The organism is Kribbella sp. NPDC023972, from assembly GCF_040639075.1.
Classification (GTDB): Bacteria; Actinomycetota; Actinomycetes; order Propionibacteriales; family Kribbellaceae; genus Kribbella.
The window spans coordinates 511,473-532,275 of record NZ_JBEZZH010000004.1 but is presented as its reverse complement, the minus strand read 5'-3'; the positions used below and the strand labels follow the sequence as shown (position 1 = coordinate 532,275).

The 20,803-nt window shown below is 68.7% G+C and carries 21 protein-coding genes; 8 read left to right on the top strand and 13 right to left on the bottom strand.

The genetic code is table 11. The features are described from left to right. The first annotated feature begins 40 nt into the window (after positions 1–40). On the top strand, positions 41–1,225 hold the full coding sequence (locus AB0F43_RS19640; protein WP_360478292.1) for a M20 family metallopeptidase: 1,185 nt from the start codon (positions 41–43) through the stop codon (positions 1,223–1,225). Between the two features lie 185 nt (positions 1,226–1,410). Here AB0F43_RS19640 and AB0F43_RS19635 read toward each other — a convergent pair whose 3' ends face one another. Continuing rightward, complete coding sequence (locus tag AB0F43_RS19635; RefSeq protein ID WP_360478289.1) at positions 1,411–2,856, bottom strand: zinc-dependent metalloprotease family protein; 1,446 nt, start codon at positions 2,854–2,856, stop codon at positions 1,411–1,413. Positions 2,857–3,060: 204 nt separating this feature from the next. On the opposite strand from AB0F43_RS19635, the gene AB0F43_RS19630 reads away from it, so the two are divergent. Then, the gene (locus AB0F43_RS19630; protein ID WP_360478287.1) at positions 3,061–3,504 is read left to right on the top strand and encodes a YciI family protein; all 444 of its coding nucleotides are present in this window, start codon (positions 3,061–3,063) and stop codon (positions 3,502–3,504) included. On the opposite strand, the gene AB0F43_RS19625 is transcribed toward AB0F43_RS19630, so the two are convergent. The 3 genes from AB0F43_RS19625 to AB0F43_RS19615 form a co-directional block, all read right to left on the bottom strand. After that, positions 3,486–4,592: a zinc-dependent alcohol dehydrogenase family protein gene (locus tag AB0F43_RS19625; RefSeq protein ID WP_360478284.1), complete on the bottom strand. Its 1,107-nt coding sequence runs from the start codon at positions 4,590–4,592 to the stop codon at positions 3,486–3,488. The two genes, AB0F43_RS19630 and AB0F43_RS19625, sit on opposite strands and share 19 nt — an antisense overlap. After that, entirely contained in the window at positions 4,589–5,005 is a 417-nt protein-coding gene (locus AB0F43_RS19620; protein WP_360478281.1) for a thioesterase family protein, read from the bottom strand. The genes AB0F43_RS19625 and AB0F43_RS19620 overlap by 4 nt, the downstream gene beginning before the upstream one ends. Before the next feature lie 134 nt (positions 5,006–5,139). Next, complete coding sequence (locus AB0F43_RS19615) at positions 5,140–5,493, bottom strand: VOC family protein (protein WP_360478278.1); 354 nt, start codon at positions 5,491–5,493, stop codon at positions 5,140–5,142. A 105-nt stretch (positions 5,494–5,598) separates the two neighbouring features. Between AB0F43_RS19615 and AB0F43_RS19610 the strand changes: the two genes are divergently transcribed. Further along, on the top strand, positions 5,599–6,531 hold the full coding sequence (locus tag AB0F43_RS19610; RefSeq protein ID WP_360478275.1) for an acyl-ACP desaturase: 933 nt from the start codon (positions 5,599–5,601) through the stop codon (positions 6,529–6,531). A 104-nt stretch (positions 6,532–6,635) separates the two neighbouring features. Further along, a complete protein-coding gene (locus tag AB0F43_RS19605) occupies positions 6,636–7,994 on the top strand; it encodes an MFS transporter (RefSeq protein WP_360478272.1) in 1,359 nt (452 codons plus the stop codon). Here the strand turns inward: AB0F43_RS19605 and AB0F43_RS19600 are convergent. The 4 genes from AB0F43_RS19600 to AB0F43_RS19585 form a co-directional block, all read right to left on the bottom strand. Continuing rightward, positions 7,896–9,086, bottom strand: a complete 1,191-nt coding sequence (locus AB0F43_RS19600; protein WP_360478269.1) for an ABC transporter permease — start codon at positions 9,084–9,086, stop codon at positions 7,896–7,898. The genes AB0F43_RS19605 and AB0F43_RS19600 overlap by 99 nt on opposite strands. 83 nt (positions 9,087–9,169) lie before the next feature. After that, positions 9,170–9,862 carry an ABC transporter ATP-binding protein gene (locus tag AB0F43_RS19595; protein WP_360478266.1) on the bottom strand — a complete coding sequence of 231 codons (693 nt, stop codon included), beginning with the start codon at positions 9,860–9,862 and terminating at the stop codon, positions 9,170–9,172. A gap of 76 nt (positions 9,863–9,938) precedes the next feature. Then, on the bottom strand, positions 9,939–11,237 hold the full coding sequence (locus tag AB0F43_RS19590; protein WP_360478263.1) for a peptidoglycan-binding protein: 1,299 nt from the start codon (positions 11,235–11,237) through the stop codon (positions 9,939–9,941). Then, on the bottom strand, positions 11,234–12,295 hold the full coding sequence (locus AB0F43_RS19585) for a hypothetical protein (protein ID WP_360478261.1): 1,062 nt from the start codon (positions 12,293–12,295) through the stop codon (positions 11,234–11,236). The genes AB0F43_RS19590 and AB0F43_RS19585 overlap by 4 nt, the downstream gene beginning before the upstream one ends. A gap of 113 nt (positions 12,296–12,408) precedes the next feature. Here AB0F43_RS19585 and AB0F43_RS19580 point away from each other — a divergent pair, with 113 nt between their 5' ends. From AB0F43_RS19580 to AB0F43_RS19565, 4 genes are read left to right on the top strand one after another with little or no spacing between them, the layout of a single operon-like run. Continuing rightward, positions 12,409–13,119, top strand: a complete 711-nt coding sequence (locus AB0F43_RS19580; protein ID WP_360478258.1) for a response regulator transcription factor — start codon at positions 12,409–12,411, stop codon at positions 13,117–13,119. Beyond that, a complete protein-coding gene (locus AB0F43_RS19575) occupies positions 13,109–14,974 on the top strand; it encodes a HAMP domain-containing sensor histidine kinase (protein ID WP_360478255.1) in 1,866 nt (621 codons plus the stop codon). Before AB0F43_RS19580 ends, AB0F43_RS19575 begins: the two co-directional genes overlap by 11 nt. 9 nt (positions 14,975–14,983) lie before the next feature. Continuing rightward, entirely contained in the window at positions 14,984–15,397 is a 414-nt protein-coding gene (locus tag AB0F43_RS19570; protein WP_360478252.1) for an MmcQ/YjbR family DNA-binding protein, read from the top strand. A 20-nt stretch (positions 15,398–15,417) separates the two neighbouring features. Continuing rightward, positions 15,418–16,035, top strand: a complete 618-nt coding sequence (locus AB0F43_RS19565) for a hypothetical protein (RefSeq protein WP_360478249.1) — start codon at positions 15,418–15,420, stop codon at positions 16,033–16,035. Here the strand turns inward: AB0F43_RS19565 and AB0F43_RS19560 are convergent. The 5 genes from AB0F43_RS19560 to AB0F43_RS19540 are packed head-to-tail and all read right to left on the bottom strand — an operon-like array spanning position 16,022 to position 20,756. After that, the gene (locus tag AB0F43_RS19560) at positions 16,022–16,978 is read right to left on the bottom strand and encodes an LLM class F420-dependent oxidoreductase (RefSeq protein WP_360478246.1); all 957 of its coding nucleotides are present in this window, start codon (positions 16,976–16,978) and stop codon (positions 16,022–16,024) included. The genes AB0F43_RS19565 and AB0F43_RS19560 overlap by 14 nt on opposite strands. 52 nt (positions 16,979–17,030) lie before the next feature. After that, positions 17,031–17,693 carry a histidine phosphatase family protein gene (locus AB0F43_RS19555; protein WP_360478243.1) on the bottom strand — a complete coding sequence of 221 codons (663 nt, stop codon included), beginning with the start codon at positions 17,691–17,693 and terminating at the stop codon, positions 17,031–17,033. Beyond that, positions 17,694–18,740 carry a phosphotransferase family protein gene (locus tag AB0F43_RS19550; RefSeq protein WP_360478240.1) on the bottom strand — a complete coding sequence of 349 codons (1,047 nt, stop codon included), beginning with the start codon at positions 18,738–18,740 and terminating at the stop codon, positions 17,694–17,696. Further along, positions 18,733–19,518, bottom strand: coding sequence for an SDR family NAD(P)-dependent oxidoreductase (locus AB0F43_RS19545; RefSeq protein ID WP_360478236.1), 786 nt, complete (start codon positions 19,516–19,518; stop codon positions 18,733–18,735). Before AB0F43_RS19545 ends, AB0F43_RS19550 begins: the two co-directional genes overlap by 8 nt. Beyond that, positions 19,515–20,756 carry an acyl-CoA dehydrogenase family protein gene (locus tag AB0F43_RS19540; RefSeq protein WP_360478233.1) on the bottom strand — a complete coding sequence of 414 codons (1,242 nt, stop codon included), beginning with the start codon at positions 20,754–20,756 and terminating at the stop codon, positions 19,515–19,517. The genes AB0F43_RS19545 and AB0F43_RS19540 overlap by 4 nt, the downstream gene beginning before the upstream one ends. Positions 20,757–20,803: the final 47 nt, after the last annotated feature.

Here is a 20,803-nt window from a genome sequence, read left to right as displayed (position 1 = left end):
GGTACGGTGGCGAAACGTGCAGAGTCGAAGGAGCTGGTTGATGAACCTGGTCGAGGAAGCCGCCGCCATCGCGCCGGGGCTGGTCGACTTGCGGCGGGAGTTGCATCGGATCCCGGAGGTGGGGCTCGAGCTGCCGAAGACTCAGGCGATGGTGCTCGACGCCCTGGCCGGGTTGCCGCTGGAGCTCAGTACGGGCGAGGAGCTGACTTCGGTGGTCGGCGTGTTGCGCGGTGGACAGCCGGGGCCGACGGTGTTGCTGCGCGGTGACATGGACGCGCTGCCGGTGGTCGAGGAGACCGACCTCGAGTACGCGTCCACCAACGGGAACATGCATGCCTGCGGCCACGACCTGCACACGGCCGGCCTCGTCGGTGCGGCGCGACTGCTCAGCGCACATCGCGAGGAGCTGCAGGGCAACGTGCTCTTCATGTTCCAGCCGGGCGAGGAAGGGCTGGGCGGCGCGGGCTACATGCTCCGGGAGGGGCTGTTGCAGGCGACCGGGGACAAGCCGATCGCCGCGTACGCGATCCATGTCTGGTCGCAGGCCGCCAAGGGACTGTTCCAGACCCGGCCCGGCACGATGATGGCCGGCTCGAACCAATTGCACATCACCGTGCACGGCAAGGGTGGCCATGGCTCGTCGCCGCACACGACGATGGACCCGGTGCCGGTGGTGGCCGAGTTGGTGCTGGCGTTGCAGACGTACGCGACCCGCAAGGTGAACGTGTTCGACCCGGTGGTGATCACGGTGACCCAGCTCGCGGCCGGGGTCGCGGTCAACGTCATCCCGAACACCGCCCGCCTCGGCGCGACCGTGCGTACGCTGTCGAACGAGACCTTCCACCAGTTGTCACGAGACCTGCCGGCCTTGGCTCAAGGCATCGCCGCGGCGCACGGCTGCACGGTCGAAGCGGACTTCACCAAGCAGTACCCGGTGACGATCAACGATGCGGCGCGCACGGCGGAGACGTCGGCGCTCCTGGGCGCGGTGTTCGGCGCGGACCGAGTGCCCCCGTTCGAGAACCCGCTGATGGGGTCGGAGGACTTCTCGATGGTGCTCGACGAGGTGCCCGGGACGTTCGTGATGCTGGGTGCGCGTCCGGACGACGTCGGCGAGGACGGACCGTCCAACCACTCGAGCGTGGTGCGCTTCGATGACGCCGTACTGGGTGATCAGGCCGCGGCGCTCGCGGAACTCGCCGCAGCACAGCTGATCCCTGTGTGAAAGCCTGCGGCTGGCCAGCCCGCCAGAGGCCGGCCAGCCGCAGGGATCAGGACGGCGCGACGGTGAGGCTGTACGCCCACGACTGCCGTAGGTGGAGTAGCCGGTGTTCAGCGTGGGGGCGGTTCCCCCAAAGACCCGGGGCCGTCGATCTCGGTGGGAACGACGGCCCCGGGTAGTTCAGGTGCTCATCCGGCGTTGCTGACGCGGACCGTGTAGGCGCCGCGGCTGCCGTAGGTGGAGTAGCCGGTGTCCAGCGGGTCGCCGTAGCCGGTGTTCTCGATGCGCAGGTAGTAGCGGCCCTTCGTCACCGTGCGGTCGATCCGCGCGGACACCCCGGTCGGGGTGCTGGCGTTCGACTGACCCGAAGCCGGGTTGGCGGTGGCGAGGACGGTGCCGGCGGAGTTCAGCAACTGCAGCCGGATGTCCAGGTTGGCTCCGCTGGCCGCCGGCATCGCCAGGAAGGTGAACTTGCCGGCCGCCAGGTCGATCCGGAAGACGTCTTTGTCCGCGTCGCTGGCGTAGACACCCTTCTTCCAGCTGCCGAGGGTGAGCGCGGTCGCCGTGGCGGTGGTGTTGCCGTGGTCGTCGGCCCGCAGCGCCAGGCCGTTCTGTGCCGCGACGGCGAAGTCGTCCTGCTTGTTGTTGGCGTCGGCGTACTCGCCCTTGCTCCACTGGCTGATCGCCTTGTTGTAACCCACGCCCATGATCGGGGCCCAGGCACCGTGGCCCTTGTAGTAGCCGACGGTCGAGGTGCCGTCGTGGCTGAGGCCGATGTTGTGCCCTGCCTCGTGCGACGCGGCCTCGGCGAGGTTCTTCGCGCCGGTGCCGACACCCTTGGTGAAGACGAGGGCCGGCTGGTAGTACGAGTGGTTGCTGGTGTGGTCGTACGTACCGACGTAGGCGATACCGCCGCAACCGCAGCCGGACTGGTACCAGGTGCCCGGGTCGATCAGCACCCGGGTGCCGTACTGCTCGTCGGTCGCCCCGGAGCGGGTGATCGCCGACTCAGCCGGCGCCTGGGTGGTGACGTCCACGTCGAACGGCGCGTAGTCCTCAGCCACCCGGGCCCAGACGTCGCGGACGACGTCCTGCTCGGCCGTGCTCCACGTGCTGGTGTTGCCGTTGGTGTCGTACGGCGCGACCTTCACGGTGGCGGGCTTGCCGCCGGTGTTCCAGCCGGTCCCGGTGATGGTGTGGCCGTCGAAGTCCAGGTAGATGACCCGGTTCGAGCCCGGCTTGCTGTGCAGCTCGAACGCCGGGCCGGTAGCGCCGGCCACCGCCTCGGTGGCCCATCGCGGGGACGCGGCCGCCGCCTGCTGCGTCCCGGTGACCGGCTCGCGGTAGAAGAGCTGGCCGTCCTTGTCCAGCCAGCTGGTCTGATCGGTCGCCAGGATCTTCTGCAGCTGCGCCGTCGGGATCCCGTTGCGCTCGGAGAGCTCGGCGAGTCGCGACTGGACCTTGCCCAGCGCGGCCTTGCCCTGGAGCTCCTGACCGAGCAGCTGGTCGATCGGGGTCGGGATCGGGGCGGACTGCTGGGCGTCGGCCTGGTTGCCGGCCACCACGGCCAGCGCACCGAAGACGACAGCACCGGCGCCGACGAGCGCACCGGTTCGGCGGAAACGGTTATGCATAAAAGGGGGTCCTCCTCAGGGACTCCGGGTGCCTCACTTGTGTGACATGCCTCACGTGCGGTATGCGGCCCCGCACGGTGGGTAGCCTGCCTGAAGCGTTACCCAAGTGGCTATATTTTTCCGCCGAATTAACCTTCGTCTGCCGTGCAGACCGCTGGCCCACCGCTAGGCCATGATGGGCCGGACGGGACGAGGGGAGATCCAATGCGGTTCATGATGATGTTCCGGGCCAGCGAGAAGTCCGAGGCCTGGGAGAATCCGAGCGAGCAGAGCCTGACCGAGATGGGTCTGGTGATGGCGGAGATGGCCGAGAAGGGCGTCTTGCTCGCCGGCGAGGGGCTGCTGCCGAGCTCGAAGGGCTTCCGGATGCAGCTCAGCAACGGCAAACAGCGCGTCGTGGACGGGCCGTTCGCCGAGACCAAGGAGCTGATCGCCGGGTTCTGCCTGATCGAGGTCGCCTCCCGCGAGGAGGCGGTCGAGTGGGGCTGGCGCTGCCTGGCCGCCGACGACGGCAACTCCGGCGGGCTGGAGATCCGGCAGGTCGCGACCGCGGACGACTTCGGCGCCGAGTTCACGCCGGAGGCGCGCACCCGCGAGGCGGACACCGCGGTCAAGGTGGCCGAGAACTATCAGAGCAGCAATACCTGACGGATCGACGTACCGGCGGCCAGCCGGTCGAACGCCGCGTTGAGGTCATCGAGCCCGACTGTTGCGGTGAGCAACCGGTCGACCGGCAGCCGGCCGGCCAGGTAAAGGGCGATGTAGCGCGGGACGTCGCGGCTGGGGATCGACGAGCCGAGGTAGGAGCCCTTCACCGTCCGCTCCTCGGTGACCAGGCTGACTGCCGGGATGCTGAACGACTGCGACGGATGCGGAAGCCCGACCGTCACGGTGCTGCCGCCGCGGCGGGTGGCGGCGTACGCCTGCTCGAGCACCTTCGCACTCCCGACTGTCTCGAAGGCGTAGTCGGCTCCCCCGGCCGTTGCCTCCCGCACCTGATCCACGGCGTCGTTGTCGCGGGCATCGACCGTGTGGGTGGCACCGAGCGACCGGGCCAGCGCCAGCTTTTCCGGTACGACGTCGACCGCGACAAGCGGATGCGCACCGACCAGGACAGCACCGAGCAGCGCCGACAAGCCGACACCACCGAGCCCGAAGACTGCTGCGCTCCGGCCGGCCCGGACGTGGGCGGTGTTCACCACCGCGCCGACGCCGGTCATCACCGCGCAGCCGAACAGTGCCGCGATCTCCGGTGGCAGCGAGGGGTCGATCTTGACCGCCGACCGTGCCGACACCACCGCATGATCGGCGAACCCGGACACCCCGAGATGGTGGTGCACCCCGTCAAGCCGTCGTACGCCGTTCAGCAGGGTGCCGGCGGTGTTGGCGGCGGCGCCCGGCTCGCACAACGCGGCCCGGCCTTCGGCGCACGGCCCACACTCGCCGCACGCGGGAACGAAGGCGAACGCCACTGTGTCACCCGCGGCGAATCCAGGCGCCTCCGACCGGACGACCTCGCCGGTGGCTTCGTGTCCGAGCAGCATCGGCATCACTCGGGGCCGCGAGCCGTCGATCACCGACAGGTCCGAATGACACAGACCGGCCGCGCGGATCCGGACCAGCAGCTCACCGGGGCCGGGCGGGGCCAGCTCGACTTCCTCGATCCGCAGCGGGCGTGACTCGGCGTACGGGCTGGGCAGGCCCATCTCCCGCAGTACGGCGCCGCGCACGATCATCCGGTGATCCCTTCGAGTGCCTCGCGGATGCGGTCGGGGACAGGGACCGGGCGGCGGTCGTCCCGGCCGACGAACACGTGCACGAACCGGCCGGTCGCGGCGGGCTGGTCCGAGCCCTCGCGGAACAGGCCGATCTCGTACCGGACGCTCGAGTTCCCCAGCTTCCCGGCCCGCAGTCCGGCGTCGACCGTACCGGGGAACTCCAGCGACTCCTTGAACGTGCACTGGGATTCCACGCACAACCCGATCACCTCGCCGCGGTGGATGTCGAGCCCGCCCACCCGGATCAGGAAGTCGTTGATCACGGTGTCGAAGAAGCTGTAGTACTCGACGTTGTTCACGTGCCCGTAGACGTCGTTGTCCTTCCACCGCAACGTGATCCCCAGGAAATGCGGAAAAGAACTCCTGTCCATCGGCCCACCATAGAGGCATGAGGTTTGTTCTGATCCCTGCTGCGGGGTGTGACGAGCTGAGGGGGTGGGGCGGCTGGGTGTGCTCAACCAACGCGGCGACACCGCCGCAGACCGACTGCGCTGCCGGACTGACGTCAGTCCGCCCAGAGGCCGACTCGGTTGCCGTCGGGGTCCAGCAGGATCGCCATTGTGCCGAGGCCCAGCACAGTCCACGGTGGTACGGCGATCTTCGCGCCCAGCTGCTCGGCGCGGGCGAGGGTCGCGTCGACGTCCTCGACGGAGAAGTACGTGGTGATGCCAGCCGGACGGGTCTCGTCGGCCTGCCCGATCCCACCCGGCAAGGTGTCCTGGCCAGGCTCGATCAACGCGTAGTCGAGGGCCTCCACCAGCTTGAGGCGCCAGCCGAACAACTGTGCGTAGAACGTGCGTGACGCGGCGGCATCGGTCGCGGTGATGTCGACCCAGGCCGGCTGCTTGTTGCTATCCATGCCGATACGTCGGAGCGGAACTTCCGTTCTCGACCGGCCCCAACCTACGGTGCCGTAACTTACGGTGCCGTAGGGTAGGTGGGAATCCCGAGGAAGGAGATTCCGGTGACCGACAAGCTGGTGACGAATCTGCTGCACGAACTGGAACCGGTGGTCGAGCAGAATCTCGAGCGCCACCTCGCCATCACCAAGGACTGGAATCCGCACGACTACGTGCCATGGAGCGAGGGCCGTGACTTCGCCTTCCTCGGCGGTGAGGACTGGTCCCCGGAGCAGTCCCGGCTGGACCCGGTGGCCAAGGTGGCGATGATCACCAACCTGCTGACCGAGGACAATCTGCCCTCGTATCACCGGGAGATCGCGACCCAGTTCGGACTCGGCGGCGCGTGGGGTACCTGGGTCGGCCGTTGGACCGCCGAGGAGGGCCGGCACGGGATCGCGCTGCGCGACTATCTGGTGGTCACCCGCGGTGTCGACCCGGTCGAGCTGGAGACCGCCAGGATGGCCCACATGACGGCCGGCCATGAGGTCGACAAGAACATGCTGGAAGCGATCGCCTACGTCAGTTTCCAGGAACTGGCCACCCGGGTCTCACATCGCAACACCGGCAAGGCCACCGGCTGCCCGATCGCGGACCAGTTGCTGGCCCGGATCGCCACCGACGAGAACCTGCACATGATCTTCTACCGGAACCTGGTCGCCGCGGCCTTCGAGACGGCGCCGAACGAGACCATGCGCGCGGTCGCCAACGAGGTGAAGGGCTTCTCGATGCCCGGCGCCACGATGGAGGGGTTCGCCCGCAACTCGGTGACGATCGCCAAGGCCGGGATCTACGACCTGCGCCTGCACCACGACGAGGTGGTCGCGCCGATCCTGCGGAAGTGGCGGGTCTTCGACCGCGAGGACCTCAGCGGCGACGGCGCCCGGGCCCGCGACGAACTCGCCGAGTTCATGACGGGCCTCGACGCCCAGGCCACCCGCTTCGTCGAGCAACGCGACCGCCTCCGGGCCCGCCAGGCGGCCCGAGCCTCGGCCTGACGCCCGTCACCGGCTGACTTCCGGTCCCACTTCGGCACCACAGGAGCTTTCCGGTCCCGCACTCGATCGAGGGCGGCACGTGGGTGGGCGGTTAGGCTGCCAGCGTGCGGTTCATCCGGGATCTGGCGACGCTGCTGAAGCGGGGCGATTTCCGGCGGTTGTTCGCGGTGCGGTTGACGTCGCAGTTCGGCGACGGGGTGTTCCAGGTCGCGCTGGCGTCGTACGTGCTGTTCTCGCCGGAGCGGGCGCCGGACGCGGCCGCGATCGCCGGGCTGTTCGCGGTGGCGTTGCTGCCGTACTCGATCCTCGGGCCGTTCACCGGCGTACTGCTGGACCGCTGGTCGCGGCGGCAGATCCTGTTCGGGGCCAACCTCACCCGGGCCGGGCTCGTCATCGGGGTCGGCGCGATCGTTGCGATCGGCAACGCGGGGGTTCCGTTCTATCTCGCCGTACTGCTGACACTCGGGGTCAACCGGTTCCTGCTGTCCGGGCTGTCGGCCGGCCTGCCGCACGTGGTCGAGCGGGACGAACTGGTGATGGCGAACGCGGTCACCCCGACCTCGGGGACGGCGTCCTTCCTCGTCGGCGGCGGTGTCGGGGCCGGAGTGAAGCTGGTCGTCGACTCCGACCTCGCCGTACTCGGGCTGACTGTTCTTGTCTATACAGCGGCCGCCCTTCTCGCCTTGAGACTGGAGCGCAACCAGCTCGGCCCGGATCTGAACGGTGACGAGCCCGGTGTGCTCGAGGCGCTCCGGAGCATCGCGACCGGCCTGGTCGACGGTGGCCGGCACCTGCGGCAGCGCAAGCAGCCCGCGCTCGGGCTCGCCGCGATCGGCTCGCTGCGGTTCTTCTTCGGCCTCCTCACGGTCGCGATGATCCTGCTGTACCGCAACCACTTCTACGGCCCCGACCGGCTCGACGACGCGTTCGGCGCACTCGCCGTCGCGACCGGCGCGGTCGGAGCCGGGCTGTTCCTCGCCGCGCTGATCAGCCCGTGGGCGACTCGGGTGATGACGCTGCGGCAGTGGATCACCCTGCTGTTCCTCGCCGCCGCGGTGGTGACCGCGATGCCCGGCGGTCTCTACACCCAGCCCGCGATGATCGCCGCCGGCTTCCTCACCGGTTTCTGCGCGCAGGGTGTGAAGATCAGCGTCGACACCCTCGTCCAGACGGGTGTCGACGACGTCTACCGCGGCCGGGTGTTCTCGCTCTACGACATGATCTTCAACGTCGGGCAGGTCTCCGCGGCCGCACTCGGCGCGGCGATCCTGCCCGACGACGGGAAGTCGTACCCGGTGCTCGCCTTCATCGTGCTCGGCTTCGTCGCCACCGCGGTGGTGTACGCACGGCTGAGCAAGGACGAGTCAGGTGCCGCGGAGCGCGGTGATGGGCTGGATGGCGGAGGCCTTCCACGCGGGGTACGTACCGGCGACCAGGCCGATGAACGCACCCAGCAGGGGTGACCCGAACGCGAGCCGGTTGTCCAGGATCGGGGTCCAGTCCCGGACCCACGACACTCCCACGGTGAGCAGTACGCCGACCGCCGTACCGAGTAATCCACCGAGGAAGCCGACGATCACGCTCTCCACCAGGAACTGCACGGCCACATGGCGTCTGGCCGCGCCCAACGCTCGCCGCAGGCCGATCTCGGAGATGCGTTCGAGGACTGACAGCAGCGTGACGTTCGCGATGCCGAGGCCGCCGACCAGGAGTGCGACCGCACCGAGCAGCAGGAACAACGCGTTCAGGTCGGACTCGACACCCTTGCGTACGGCGCCCTGCTTCGGCGGAGCGTCGACGTTGAGCGTGCTCGGGTCGTTCGGCTGAATCGCGACCGGCGCCTGACCGGCGATCAGCTGGGCCGCGCCGACCTGGGTCCGGATCTCGACCGCGTCCGGCGATTCCAGGTCGTACGCCGTCTTGGCCGCGCCGTTCGGCATGATCACGGCGTCGTTCAGCTCGGCCCGGCCGCTGACGGAGTCGAGGATGCCGATCACCGTGTACGGCTCGTCGCCGATGAACACCGCGGGTTGCGAGTCGACCCGGTTGATGCCGAGCCGCTCGGCCGCATGCTTGCCGAGGACCACCACCTTGTCACCGCGCTGGTCGTGCCCGGCGTCGAAGAACCGGCCGGTCGACAGCACCGCCCGGACGGCCTCCCACAACCCGGCCGACCCGGCCATCACCTGCAGAGCATGACCGTTCTTCTGCCCGTCCAGCCCGGCCACACTCCGCACCAGGTCGTCACCGACATCAAGCGTGCTCACCGTCCCGGCGGCCTCGACCCCGTTGAGCCGCTCAATCCGCTCCGGCGCATCCCACGGCAACTGCGTCGCCGCCTCGCCTTCCTGACCACCCTTCTCCTCAGGCTGCACGACAACCCGCGTCGCCGCCGCCAGATCGAACCGCTGCGTGATCTGGCCCGACGCCGTCTGCCCAAGCCCGACTGTTCCGACGAGGGCCGCAATCCCCAGGACTGTCCCCAGGGTCGTCAGGATCAGCCGGGTCGGTCGGGCGGCTACACCCGCCAGCGCCTCGTCCAGGAGGTCCCGCACTGCAGGTCTGGATCTGAGTCGCCGACGGGTGCGCCGCGAGGTGGACGGCCCGCCGGCGGGATCCGGGGGGCCTGCATTGGGGGTTACCACTGGAGGGTTCCGTCGACGATGCGGACCTGGCGTTGGGCCCGGCTGCTGACGTGGTCGTCGTGGGTGATGACGGCCAGCGTCATTCCCTCGTGGTGCAACTCGTCGAACACTTCGAGGATCGCCTCCGCGTTGGCGCTGTCCAGGTTGCCCGTCGGTTCGTCCGCGAGCAGCAGGCTCGGCTCCGCGACCAGGGCCCGCGCGATCGCGACCCGCTGCCGCTCACCGCCGGAGAGCGTGGTCGGCGCGAAGTCCATCCGGTGCGCGAGCCCGACCCGCTGCAGCGCCACCCGCGCCCGGGCCAACCGCTCCCGCCGGGGCACCCCGACGTACACCATCGACAGCGCGACGTTCTCCAGCACGGTCCGGTGGTCGAGCAGGTGGAACGACTGGAACACGAACCCGATCCGCTCACCCCGCAGTACGGCCCGACGCCGCTCGCGCAGGCTCATCGTGTCCACACCGTCCAGCCGGTAGACACCGCCGGTCGGGTTGTCGAGCAGCCCGAGCAGATGCAGCAATGTCGACTTCCCCGATCCGGACGGCCCGACGATCGAGAGGTACTCCCCCTGCCCGATGGTCAGGTCGACCTCCCGGATCGCCCGCACCTCGGGCGGCCCTGGAAAGAACCGCCGTACGCCGATCATCTCCACCACCGGCGCCGGCAGCGCCACTGCAGTCTGACTCATCCGCGTCCTCGCTTCGCTCCGGGCGCGGACGAGGCACGATGCGCGCTGTGCTTGATTGTGAACTCGCTTCGCTCCTTCACCGTCCGACCACCACCTGGTCGCCCTCGGTCAGCGTGGCGTCGCCGCCGCTGGGTGTGACCTGGGCATAGCCGTCGGCCGACAGCCCGACCGTGACCTGGATGAGCTCGACCTTGCCATCGCGCAGTACCTCGATCCGCGATCCGCCATCCGGCCCGGAAGACAGCGCGGCCACCGGTACGGCGAGGACCTTCCCGGCGGTGCTCTTCACCGGGATCGTGACCCGGACGTTCGCATCGCGGAAAAGCGCGAGTTGCTTCGCCGTCAGCGTGTTCGGTGCGACCACGACGTCGTACTGGTCACCGTTCTTGGTGACCCGGCGGACCTTCCCGGCGACCGCCGTACCTTCGCCGAGGTCGAGCGTCGCGGCCATCCCGGCCTTGAGACGTTCAGCGGTCTGCGCGTCGACCTTCACCGTGACGACGAGGGAGGCGCCACTGGCCGACATGACCACGCCGTTCACGGTGCCTCCGCGCTCGACCTTCACGTCGTCGACCCGGCGCGGCAGCGTCTTCACGTAGACGACCTCCGACACCGGCAGCGGTGTGCCGGCCTTGAACTCGGCCTCGTTCAGGGCCTCCTGCGCGTCGGCCAGGTTCTCCTCGGCGTCATCGACGCCGCCCTGCTGGACGGAGGTGTCGGGCGCTTTGGCATCCTTCGCCTGCTTCAACGCAGCCTTCGCCTGGCGGAGCGCGTTCTTCATCGCGTCGACGTTCTTCTCCGCCGCGTCGACGGCCTGACTCAGCTGCTCCTGCGGCTCCGGAGCGTCGTACCCGGCCTTCTCGTAGAGCCGCTCGACCGCTTCCGAGGTGTTGGTGTCGTACTCTTCGTCGACGTCGCCCGGGTCGAGCCCGAGCCGGTCCAGCGTCTGCTCGAGCTGCAGGACATCCGGTCCTTTGCTGCCCGGCGACAGCGTCCGGTACATCGGGAGTACGCCGGCCAGCCCGATCACCGGACGCCCGGTGATCTCCAGCAGCGCCTTGCCCTCGGTGATGGTCGACCCGACCGCGGGCACCTTCCCGGTCACGATCGGCGGTGTGTTCAGTCCGCTGGTCTCGACCCGGATGTTCACCGCGCCGTCGAACGACGCGTCACCCCGGCCGACGACCTTGCTGGACAGTGCCTTCTTCTCCACCGGCACGGTGATCTGGGACGCCTTCGGCGCGGCGGTCTTGGCGGCCGCGTCCTCGGGCGAGGTGATCCGGCTGCCGGCGGCCACGCCCACCCCGAGCGAGAGCGTCGCCACCGCGGACACCCCCACCAGCACCCGGCGGCGGGACTTGGGCGAAGCGGTCACCGGTTCGCCATTCCGTCGCGGTACGCCTCGAGCTCGGCCTTGTGCTGCTCGACGAACTCCAACTCCAGCTCGTACTGCACGGTCTTGTACGGCTCGTCGTACACCTTGGCCCGGCACTTCTGGTCGGCCACCGCGAGGTCGATCTCGAACTTGCGCAGCTCAGCCAGCTTGGCCGCGTCCACCTTGTCCAGGGACGGCGCGCCGATGACGGGCTTGCCCGGGTTGGCGCCGCCCTGCTGGTTGCCGGACAGCTCGGCGAGCTTCTGGCTGACCTTCGTCCGCGGCTCGTCGATCTTCTTGTAGCCGGCCTGACCGGCTTCGGCGAGGCAGTCGGCCCACGCGGTGGTCGCGTCGACCACCCGCTGGTCGTCCTCGATCCGCTTCGCCAGGGCCTGGATGTCCTTGAACAGGCTGTCGTACTTCTTGAACTCGGCCTCGCGGTCCTGGCCCTTGCCGTACACCTCCTTGACGGCCTTGCCCCGGCAGCCGAGGTCCATCGTGCCGCTGTTCTTCGGACCTTCGCCTTCCTTCGGAGCGATGGCGATCGCACCGGGGCCGTTCGCGTTCGGCCCGTTCAGGGCCTTGTCGTACGCCTTCTGCGCGTTCGGCGACAGGGCGTTGCGGATCTTGGTGTTCGGGTTGCTGTCGTCGGCGCCGGCCTTGGACCAGTCGATGGTGCTGATGCCGTAGCCGTACTGTTCGGCGAACTTGTCCGGCGGCAGGTTGAACGCATCGTTGAACTTGCTCCTCGGCTGAGACTCCGGCGGGACCGGCACGTACTCGAACCCTGCCGCCTTCATACACGCGGCGGTGGCGTCCTCGACCTTGCGCTGCTTGGCCAGCTCCTCCTCGGACGGCGCCTCGCCACCGCGGCCGGCCCGGATCGCCATCCGCATCCCGCCACCGGCCGAGCTGACGAAACCCTCACCCATGTACTCCGCGAGCGGGCTCTTGTCACTTTCCTGATCACCGGTCGCCGTACCGGGGTCATTGGAGTTTCCACAGCCGGCCAGCACCATGACCGCCACCAAGGCGAGTGCTTTTCGTGAGGTTCTCATGACTGTGGAGCGTGCCTGCGCAGCCGTGAAGAACCTGTGAAGGAGCCATTTGCACCCGATGCTCTCAGCCGATCTTCATCGGATTCTCATCAACGTCGGTCACATTGAGGAACATGCCAGCCCGGATTCTCGTCGCGGAAGACGACTTGAAGCAGGCAGAGCTGATCCGGCGGTATCTCGAGCGGGAGGGGCATCTGACCGTCGTCGTGCACGACGGCCGGGCCGCGATCGACGAGGCCCGCCGGCGCAGCCCCGACCTGCTGGTGCTCGACGTGATGATGCCGAAGGTCGACGGACTCGACGTCTGCCGCGTCCTGCGGGCCGACGGCTCGGACAACTCTGGGGTGCCGATCATCATGCTGACCGCCCGCTCCACCGAGGACGACCTGCTGCTCGGCCTCGACCTGGGCGCGGATGACTACCTGACCAAGCCGTACAACCCGCGCGAACTGGTCGCCCGGGTCCGGACCGTGCTGCGGCGTACCCGCAGCCGGTCCGAGGGCGAGGTGTACCGGGTCGGCGAGCTGGAGATCGACCCGATCCGGCACGAGGTGCGGCTGGCCGGCCACCTGGTCGAGGTGACACCGGCCGAGTTCAAGATCCTCGCCTGCCTGGCGGCCTCACCCGGGCGGGCCTTCTCCCGGCAGCAACTGCTGGAGCACGCGTTCGGCTTCGACCACTACGTGTTCGACCGGACCATCGACGTCCACGTGATGAACCTCCGGAAGAAGATCGAGCCGTCCCCGGGCACCCCGGCGTACCTGAGGACCGTGTACGGCGTGGGCTACAAGCTGGCCGACAAGGTGGGATCCAATGCGTCGTAGCGTGCTGGTCAGGTTCCTCGGGTTGTCCCTCGCGGTGGCGCTCGGTGCCGTGATCGCGACCGCGGTGATCGCGACGTACAGCACGTCGGAGCAACTGCAGGGCGAGATCGACGCGAACACCAGCCAGCTGCAGGTGGACGGCCGGATCTATGCGGAGTTGTCCCGGTACGCCGCCGACCACTCGACCTGGTCGGGTGTCGGCAAACTCGTCCACGACCTGTCCGACGAGCTCGGCCGGCGGATCGCCCTGACCGATCCCGACGGCACCGTGATCGCGGACTCGGCCCGGATGCTCGGCGCCGGTCCGGAGCTCCCTTCGGTGCCGGCGGCAACAGTCGACGCCCGCACCCAGGGCATCGCAAAGTTCTCCGGAGCGGTGAGTGTGTGGGCCGGCCGCAAGACCGCCCTGGCGGGCAGGGCGAACGAGGTGGTCAGCGCCGCGGCCATGCCCGGGCTCTATCCGGCCTACCCCGGCTGGGGACTCACCGACAAGGAGAAGCACGAGCGCGATCGGCTCGCCGAGCAGGCTGCGGAGTGCTATCGCGCGCAGGGGAAGGCGGCCACCGTGTCCAGCGCGGGCGGCGGGGACCTGCCGGTGGTGATGGTGGAGAGCGGCCAGGCGGCGGACGGCACGAGCCTGATGCAGGTCTCCAAGCCCGGAGCGACCGACGACGCATGCATGCCACCGGGTCTCAACGCTCCGAGCGCGAAGGCCAGACTGGTGAACGATGACGAGATCCGCCGCGCGACCGACTGTCTCGCCGCCTCCGGACAGGACTACACGATCACCGAGTTCGACGGGCTGCGGGCGGTCGAACCCAAGAACAAGGCCGAACTCACCGGGCAGTTCCTCACCTGCACGTCGGAGGCCCGGTCCCAGGCTCTGGCGCCGTACGTCGCTCCGTCGGCCAAGCTCTACCTGGGGGCGAAGAGCACGTTCAACGTGTTCTCGGGCGAGGGCATGCTGCGGACCGCGGCCACCGCGCTCGGGGTGCTGCTGATCGCGGCGCTGGTGATGCTGTTCGCGGGCCGGCGGCTGGTCCGGCCCATCGTGGCGCTGACCGGCGCGGCGCAGCGGATGCGGAACGGCGACCACGCGGCCCGCGTACCGGTGTCCGGGAAGGACGAGGTGGCCCGGCTCGGGCACGCGTTCAACGCGATGGCCGAGTCGATCCAGCGGCACGATCACCAGCGGAAGGCGATGGTGAGTGACGTCGCGCATGAGCTGCGGACTCCGCTGGCCAACATCAAGGGCTATCTGGTCGCGTCGGAGGACGGCGTCGTACCGCTGGATCGGGAGCTGGTCACGTCGCTGCTTGAGGAGACCGGGTTGCTCGAGCACCTGGTGGCCGACCTGCAGGACCTGGCGCTCGCGGATGCCGGCATGCTCCGGCTGCACAAGGCTCCGCGGGATCTGTCCGAGCTGGTGCAGCAGGTGGTGTCCGCGCATCGGCCCGCGGCCGAGACAGCTGGGGTGTCGCTGACGGCCGATGTGCAAGGGACGGCTCACGCCTCCGTCGACAGCGCACGGATCCGTCAGGCTCTCGGCAACCTGGTCTCGAACGCAATCCGCTTCACTCCATCTGGTGGGACCGTCGTGGTCGGCGTACGACGTGTTGCCGACGGCTACAACTTGACGGTCACCGACAACGGCAGCGGGATCGCCGACAAGCACCTACCGCACCTCTTCGACCGCTTCTACCGCGCCGAACAGTCCCGCAGTCGTACGACGGGCGGCAGCGGACTGGGCCTGGCGATCACCAAGCATCTGGCCGAGGCCCACGGCGGCCGGATCACGGTGACCAGCCGCCTCGGCTCCGGCTCTACCTTCACGATATGGATCCCGGCTGGTTAACTCAGGACCGTGGCGAAGGCTCGGGTCGCGGACGTGCACGAGGTGGCGTTGGGGATGCCGCACGTCACCGTCTGGCAGAAAGAGGGCAGCAAGCGGCCGGTGTACCAAGTCGGCGGGAAATCCTTCGTGTTCTTCCGGAACCCGCGGCCGGACGCGTTCGACCCCGTCACCGGTGAGCGGTACGACGACGTGATCGTCATCTGGGTCGAGTCCGAGGAGGAGAAGCTCGCCCTGGTCTCGGACGAGTCGAACCCCTTCTTCACCACCCCACATTTCAACGGCCACCCTTCGGTCCTGGTCCGCGGCAGCGAGATCGGCGGCCTGACCAAGCAGGAGCTGACCGAGGTCATCCAGGACGCCTGGCTCTCCCGCGCCTCCAAACGCCGCGCCACGACCTGGCTCGAAGAGCACCGGCTGAGCTGATCAAGCCCCACACTGGCGCTGTGAGCTACCAGCCGCCGGGGTATCAACCTGGCAACTACAGCCCCGGCGGTCCGGCCGCGCCTCCTTACGGCCAGCCGCCGCGGAAGAACCGGGCCGGGCTGATCATCGTGCTGATGCTCGTGCTCCTGATCGGGGTGCTGGGCGTCGGCGGTGTCGTCGCCTACCGCCTGGTCTCCGACCGGCAGACCTCTTCATCTCCCGACCCGGTCAGCTCGGCCGCGCCACCGGCGAGTTCCCCGACGCGGACGCTGCCCGCACCGCAACCCACCAAGATCCGGCCAACGCCGACCAAGCCACCCACCACCAAGCCGGCGAAACCAGCGGTGACCGTGGCAGACCTCGGCCGGCGCTTCGTCGTCCAGCTCAACGCGAACAACCCCACCGCCGCGGCCGCCCTGGCCTGCGAGAGCTCGAAGCAACTGATCCCCAGGCTCATGCAGACCTACCTCGAGCCACCCACCAAACTCACCACCGGCACCCCTATCGGACAGCAGTTCACTTTCGTGGTCCCGCTGTCCGGCACCACCAAGGGCTCGTCCGTCTCAGGTGTCCTCGTCATTCACCAGCTCGGCGACGAACCCCTCTGCGTCCGGGTCTTCCAGGTCAGCCCGCGCTGAGCGGCGCCAGCGACCGAGCGGTCTCCAGCAGGTCGGTGCCGGTGGGGAGGGTGGCGATGATCGGGGTGTCCAGGCCGTTGGCGACGTAGCGGTTGATGTGGGCTCGGCACTGCGACGGGGTGCCGTGGACGATGAGGTCGTCGAGGACCTCGACAGGCACGGCGGCCATCGCGGCGTTCCGGTCGCCCGCGGCCCAGGCCTCGCGCATCTCCTTCATCGCGGCGCCGCGACCTAGCCAGTCGTGGAAGGCGGCGTACCCGGGGACGGTGAGGTAGGTCGCGATCAGGAAGCGGCCGATGTTGCGGGCCATCTCGGCGTCCTCGGTGACACAGACGAAGATGCGGGCGGCCAGCTCCTTGTCGGGCCCGAGCTCGCCGCGCACCTGTCGTACGTCGTCCGCCGACAACCAGTTCGTGATCGCGCCATCGGCTTCCCGGGCCGCCAGCCGCAGCATCTGCGGGCGCAACGCGGCCAGCATGATCGAGGGCGGTACGTCCGGCGCCTTCTCCAGCCGGAACCGGCTGATCGTGAAGCTGTCGAACACCCCGTCCACCTTCTCCCCGGCGAACGCCTGCCGCAGGAACCGCAGTACGTCGCGCGTCCGGGCCAGCGGCGGATCGTACGCGATCCCGTTCCACCCGGTCACGATCGTCTCCGACGACGCCCCGATCCCGAGCACGAACCGCCCCGGCGCGAGGTCCGCCAGCGCCGCCGCACTCATCGCCAGCGCGGCCGGGCCCCGCGTGTGCACCGGTACGACGGCCGTCCCCAGCCTCAACCGGTCATCCCACTCGGACGCGAGTACCAACGGAGTAAAAGCATCCGCGCCGGCCACCTCGGCCGACCACAGATCCGTGTAGCCGAGTGCGGACAGCTCGGCGATCAGCTGCCGGTGGTCCCGCAGCGGTACCCCGGTCAGTGGAACGGTCAGGCCCCAGCGCATCAGATCATCCTCTTCGCGCCGGTGATCAGGATGTTGCGTCGCATCACTGTCCCTATCTGTAGGAAAGCAATTCGCTGCCGTCCACGTGTCCATGCTCGTTGTAGCTGACCACGGTCAACCCGCTCCGGCCGGACACGACCTTGGTGATCGCGGTGTTGATGGTGACCGGATTCAGCCGAGACCACAGGCCGTCGCCACCGGACAGCAGCCGGCTCACCACCGCCGCGATCGGACCACCCGACGTGAACACGACCGCCGTCTCGCCTTTGCCGAGCCGTTCCGCAACCCGGCGTACGGCGTCGTTTGAGCGGTCGCAGAACGCTTGGAAGGATTCGGAGTAGCCGTCCCCACCCCGGACCCACCGCTCCGTCGCCGCGGCGAACATCTCCTGGAACGCCCGCTGCGGATGCCCGGTCCGGGCCAGCTCCGCGAGCAGCACAGCGCGGACCCGGTACGCCGGTTTGTGCGCGATGATCACCTGGTCGTGGTCGAACTCGTCGAACCCCTTGTCGACCTCCGAAGTGAATCCGGCCAGCGCCGCCGTCTGCGCATGTCTGCGCATCGAACCAGAGACGACGAGATCCGGTGACACCCCACGCGCGACCAGCGCCTTCCCCAGCAGCGTCGCCTGCTGCTCACCCTGCGGGGACAGCCGGTCGTAGTCACTCTTGCCGAACGACGCCTGCGCGTGCCGGATCAGGTAGATGGTCGGCATTCAGCCCCTCATGATCCGGCGGCACCGCCGCTCGAGCAGGTTGACCGGCAGCCAGAGGTTCTTGAACCGCGGGTTCCGGGTCTGTTTGTGGTGGTAGCGGTAGTAGATCTGCTGCGCGATCACGGCCAGCCGGAACAGGCCGAACACCTCGTAGAACGCCCAGTTCTCCGGTTTGAGTCCGGACCGCTCGGCGTAGTACTGGACGATCTCGTCCCGCGACAGCATGCCGGGTGCGTCGGACGGCTGCAGGCGGAACCGGCGGAACGCCCAGTCGTCGTCGGCCTGGACCCAGTACGCGAGCGCGCTGCCGAGATCCATCAACGGATCACCGATCGTCGCCAGCTCCCAGTCCAGTACGCCGACCACCGTCAACGGATCGTCCGGCGCGAGGACGACGTTGTCGAGCCGGAAGTCGTTGTGGATGACGCAGGTCCCGACGTCCTGGGGCTGGTTGGCCGCGAGCCAGGCCATCACGTGTTCGTAGCTCGGGACGTTCCAGGTCTTCGCCTTGCGGTAGCGTCCGGACCACCCGCTGACCTGGCGCTCGACGTAGCCCGCGCCGCGACCGAGGTCGTCGAGTCCGGCCTTCGAGGAATCCACCTGGTGCAAGTCGACGAGGGTGTCGATCATGGTGAAGCACAGCTGCCGCGTCTGTTCCGGGGTGAGGTCCACGCCGAGTTCCTGCCGGCGGGGAATGGTTCCCACGATCCGCTCCATCACGTAGAACTCGGAGCCGATGACCGAGGTGTCATTGCAGTGGGCAACCATCTCCGGCACGTACGGGAACACCGGTCTCAGGCTCGCCTGGATCCGGTACTCGCGGCCCATGTCGTGGGCGCCCTTCGCCTTCGTTCCGGCCGGCGGACGGCGCAGGATCAGCTCCCTGCCGTCGTACCGGAGCAGATAGGTCAGGTTGGACGCGCCACCGGAGAACTGCTTGACCTCCGGCAGCCCGGGCGGCAGCTCGGTTCGTTGTCGCAGCCAACTGTCCACCACCGGCACGTCGAAGGCGTCCTCGTCGCGGACCGGTCGCGCGCCATCACCCATTACCGGACTCGGCACGGTCACGGGCCCGGGCGGCGATCTTGCGCATCTGGCGGTCGTACAGCGGACGGGCGAACCGCTTGGTCCGCCAGGCCATCAGGGCCGGCCGGTCCGGGATGATCAGGAACTGCTTCTTCCTGATCCCCGCGATCACCCCGGCCGCGACGTCCTCGGCCGAGCGCGGCGACTTCTCGATCAGTTGCCGCGCGGTCGCGCCCATCGCGGTGTCCGCGCCCTGGATCGAGTCGGCCAGATTGGTCCGGAAGAACGACGGGCAGGCCACCGAGACGGTCACGTCGTACGGGTGCAGTTCGTGCGACAGTGTCTCCGAGAGGGCGACGACACCGGCCTTGACCGTGTTGTACGAGCTCATCATCGGCGGATGCACCAGCCCGGCCGCGGAGGCGGTGTTGACGATGTGACCGGATCGCTGCCGCTTGAACACCGGCGTGAACGCACGGCAGCCGCGGACCACGCCCATCAGGTTGATGTCGACGACCCGGTCCCACTCGTCCAGCGACTCGACATCGATCCGGCCGCCGGTCGCGATGCCGGCGTTGTTCACGAGGAGGTCGAGACCGCCCCAGTTCTGCTCACACCACTCGACCGCGGTCGCCCAGTCCTCCGGGCTGCGCACATCGAGTCTCAGGTACGACGCGCCGTCGTCCGGGCCGTCGTCGTACACATCGGTGCTGAGTACTTGGTGGCCTTCAGCAACGAACTGTGCGACCAGCGCGGCACCGAGACCGCTGGCGCCGCCGGTGACGAGGACACGGCTCACCGCGCCTCCTGATGTTGGGCCAGGTACGGGGCCAGCTCGAGCTTGGCGACGACGTTGCGGTGCACCTCGTCGGGCCCGTCGGCCAGCCGCAGTGCCCGCGCACTCGTCCACGCGGCCGCGAGCGGGAAGTCGTCGGACAGTCCACCGCCGCCGTGCAACTGGATCGCCATGTCGATCACATCCTGCGCCATCCGCGGTACGGCGACCTTGATCTGGCTCACCTCGCTCAACGCGCCGGCCAGCCCCTTCGTATCGAGCAGGTACGCCGTCTGCAGCACCAGCAACCGGGCCTGGTTGATCGCGATCCGGGCGTCCGCGATCCGCTCGCGGTTGCCGCCGAGGTTCACCAGCGGCTTGCCGAACGCGGTCCGGCTGGTGCCGCGCTGGAGGGCGAGCTCGAGCGCCTTCTCGGCCAGCCCGATCAGCCGCATGCAGTGATGCACCCGTCCCGGACCCAGCCGGCCCTGGGCGATCTCGAAGGCGCGACCGAGTCCGACCAGGATGTTGCTCGCCGGCACCCGGACGTCGGTGAACGACACCTCGCCGTGGCCGTGTGGCTCGTCGTACTGATGCATGGCGGGGAGCAGGCGCTCGACCTTTACGCCAGGGGTGTCCCGGGGGACGAGCACCATCGTGTGGCGCTCGTACCGATCCGCGTCGGGATCGGTACGGCCCATGAAGATGAGTAGCTCGCAGTCCGGGTGACCCACCCCGGTGCTCCACCACTTGCGGCCGTTGATCACGACCTCGTCACCGTCGAGGAGCGCGGTCGCGGCCATGTTGGTCGCGTCGGAGGAGGCGACGTCCGGCTCGGTCATGCAGAACGCGGACCGGATCGCGCCGTCGAGCAGCGGTTCCAGCCACTGCTTCTTCTGCTCGGGAGTGCCGTAGCGAAGCAGGACCTCCATGTTGCCGGTGTCGGGCGCGTTGCAGTTGAAGACGTACGGCGCCAGGAAGGAACGGCCGGTGAGTTCGGCGATCGGCGCGTAGTCCACATTCGAGAGGCCTTGGCCGTATTGTTCGTTACCTGGTTCGGCCAGTGGGAGGAAAAGATTCCAGAGTCCTTGTTCGCGGGCTTTCGCCTGCAGGTCCTTGAGCGCCGGCTGCGGCTGCCACGGGTCCGCAGCGGTCCGGGTAGCGGCGTGCAGCCCCGCTTCGACCGGCTCGATCTCCGTCCTGATGAACTCGTCGACCCGGGCGATCAGCTCGCTCGCTCGGATGGAATGTTCGAACTCCATCAGACTCCCCTCGGTTGCCTTGACCGTAGCGCAGCGTCTAAGCAATG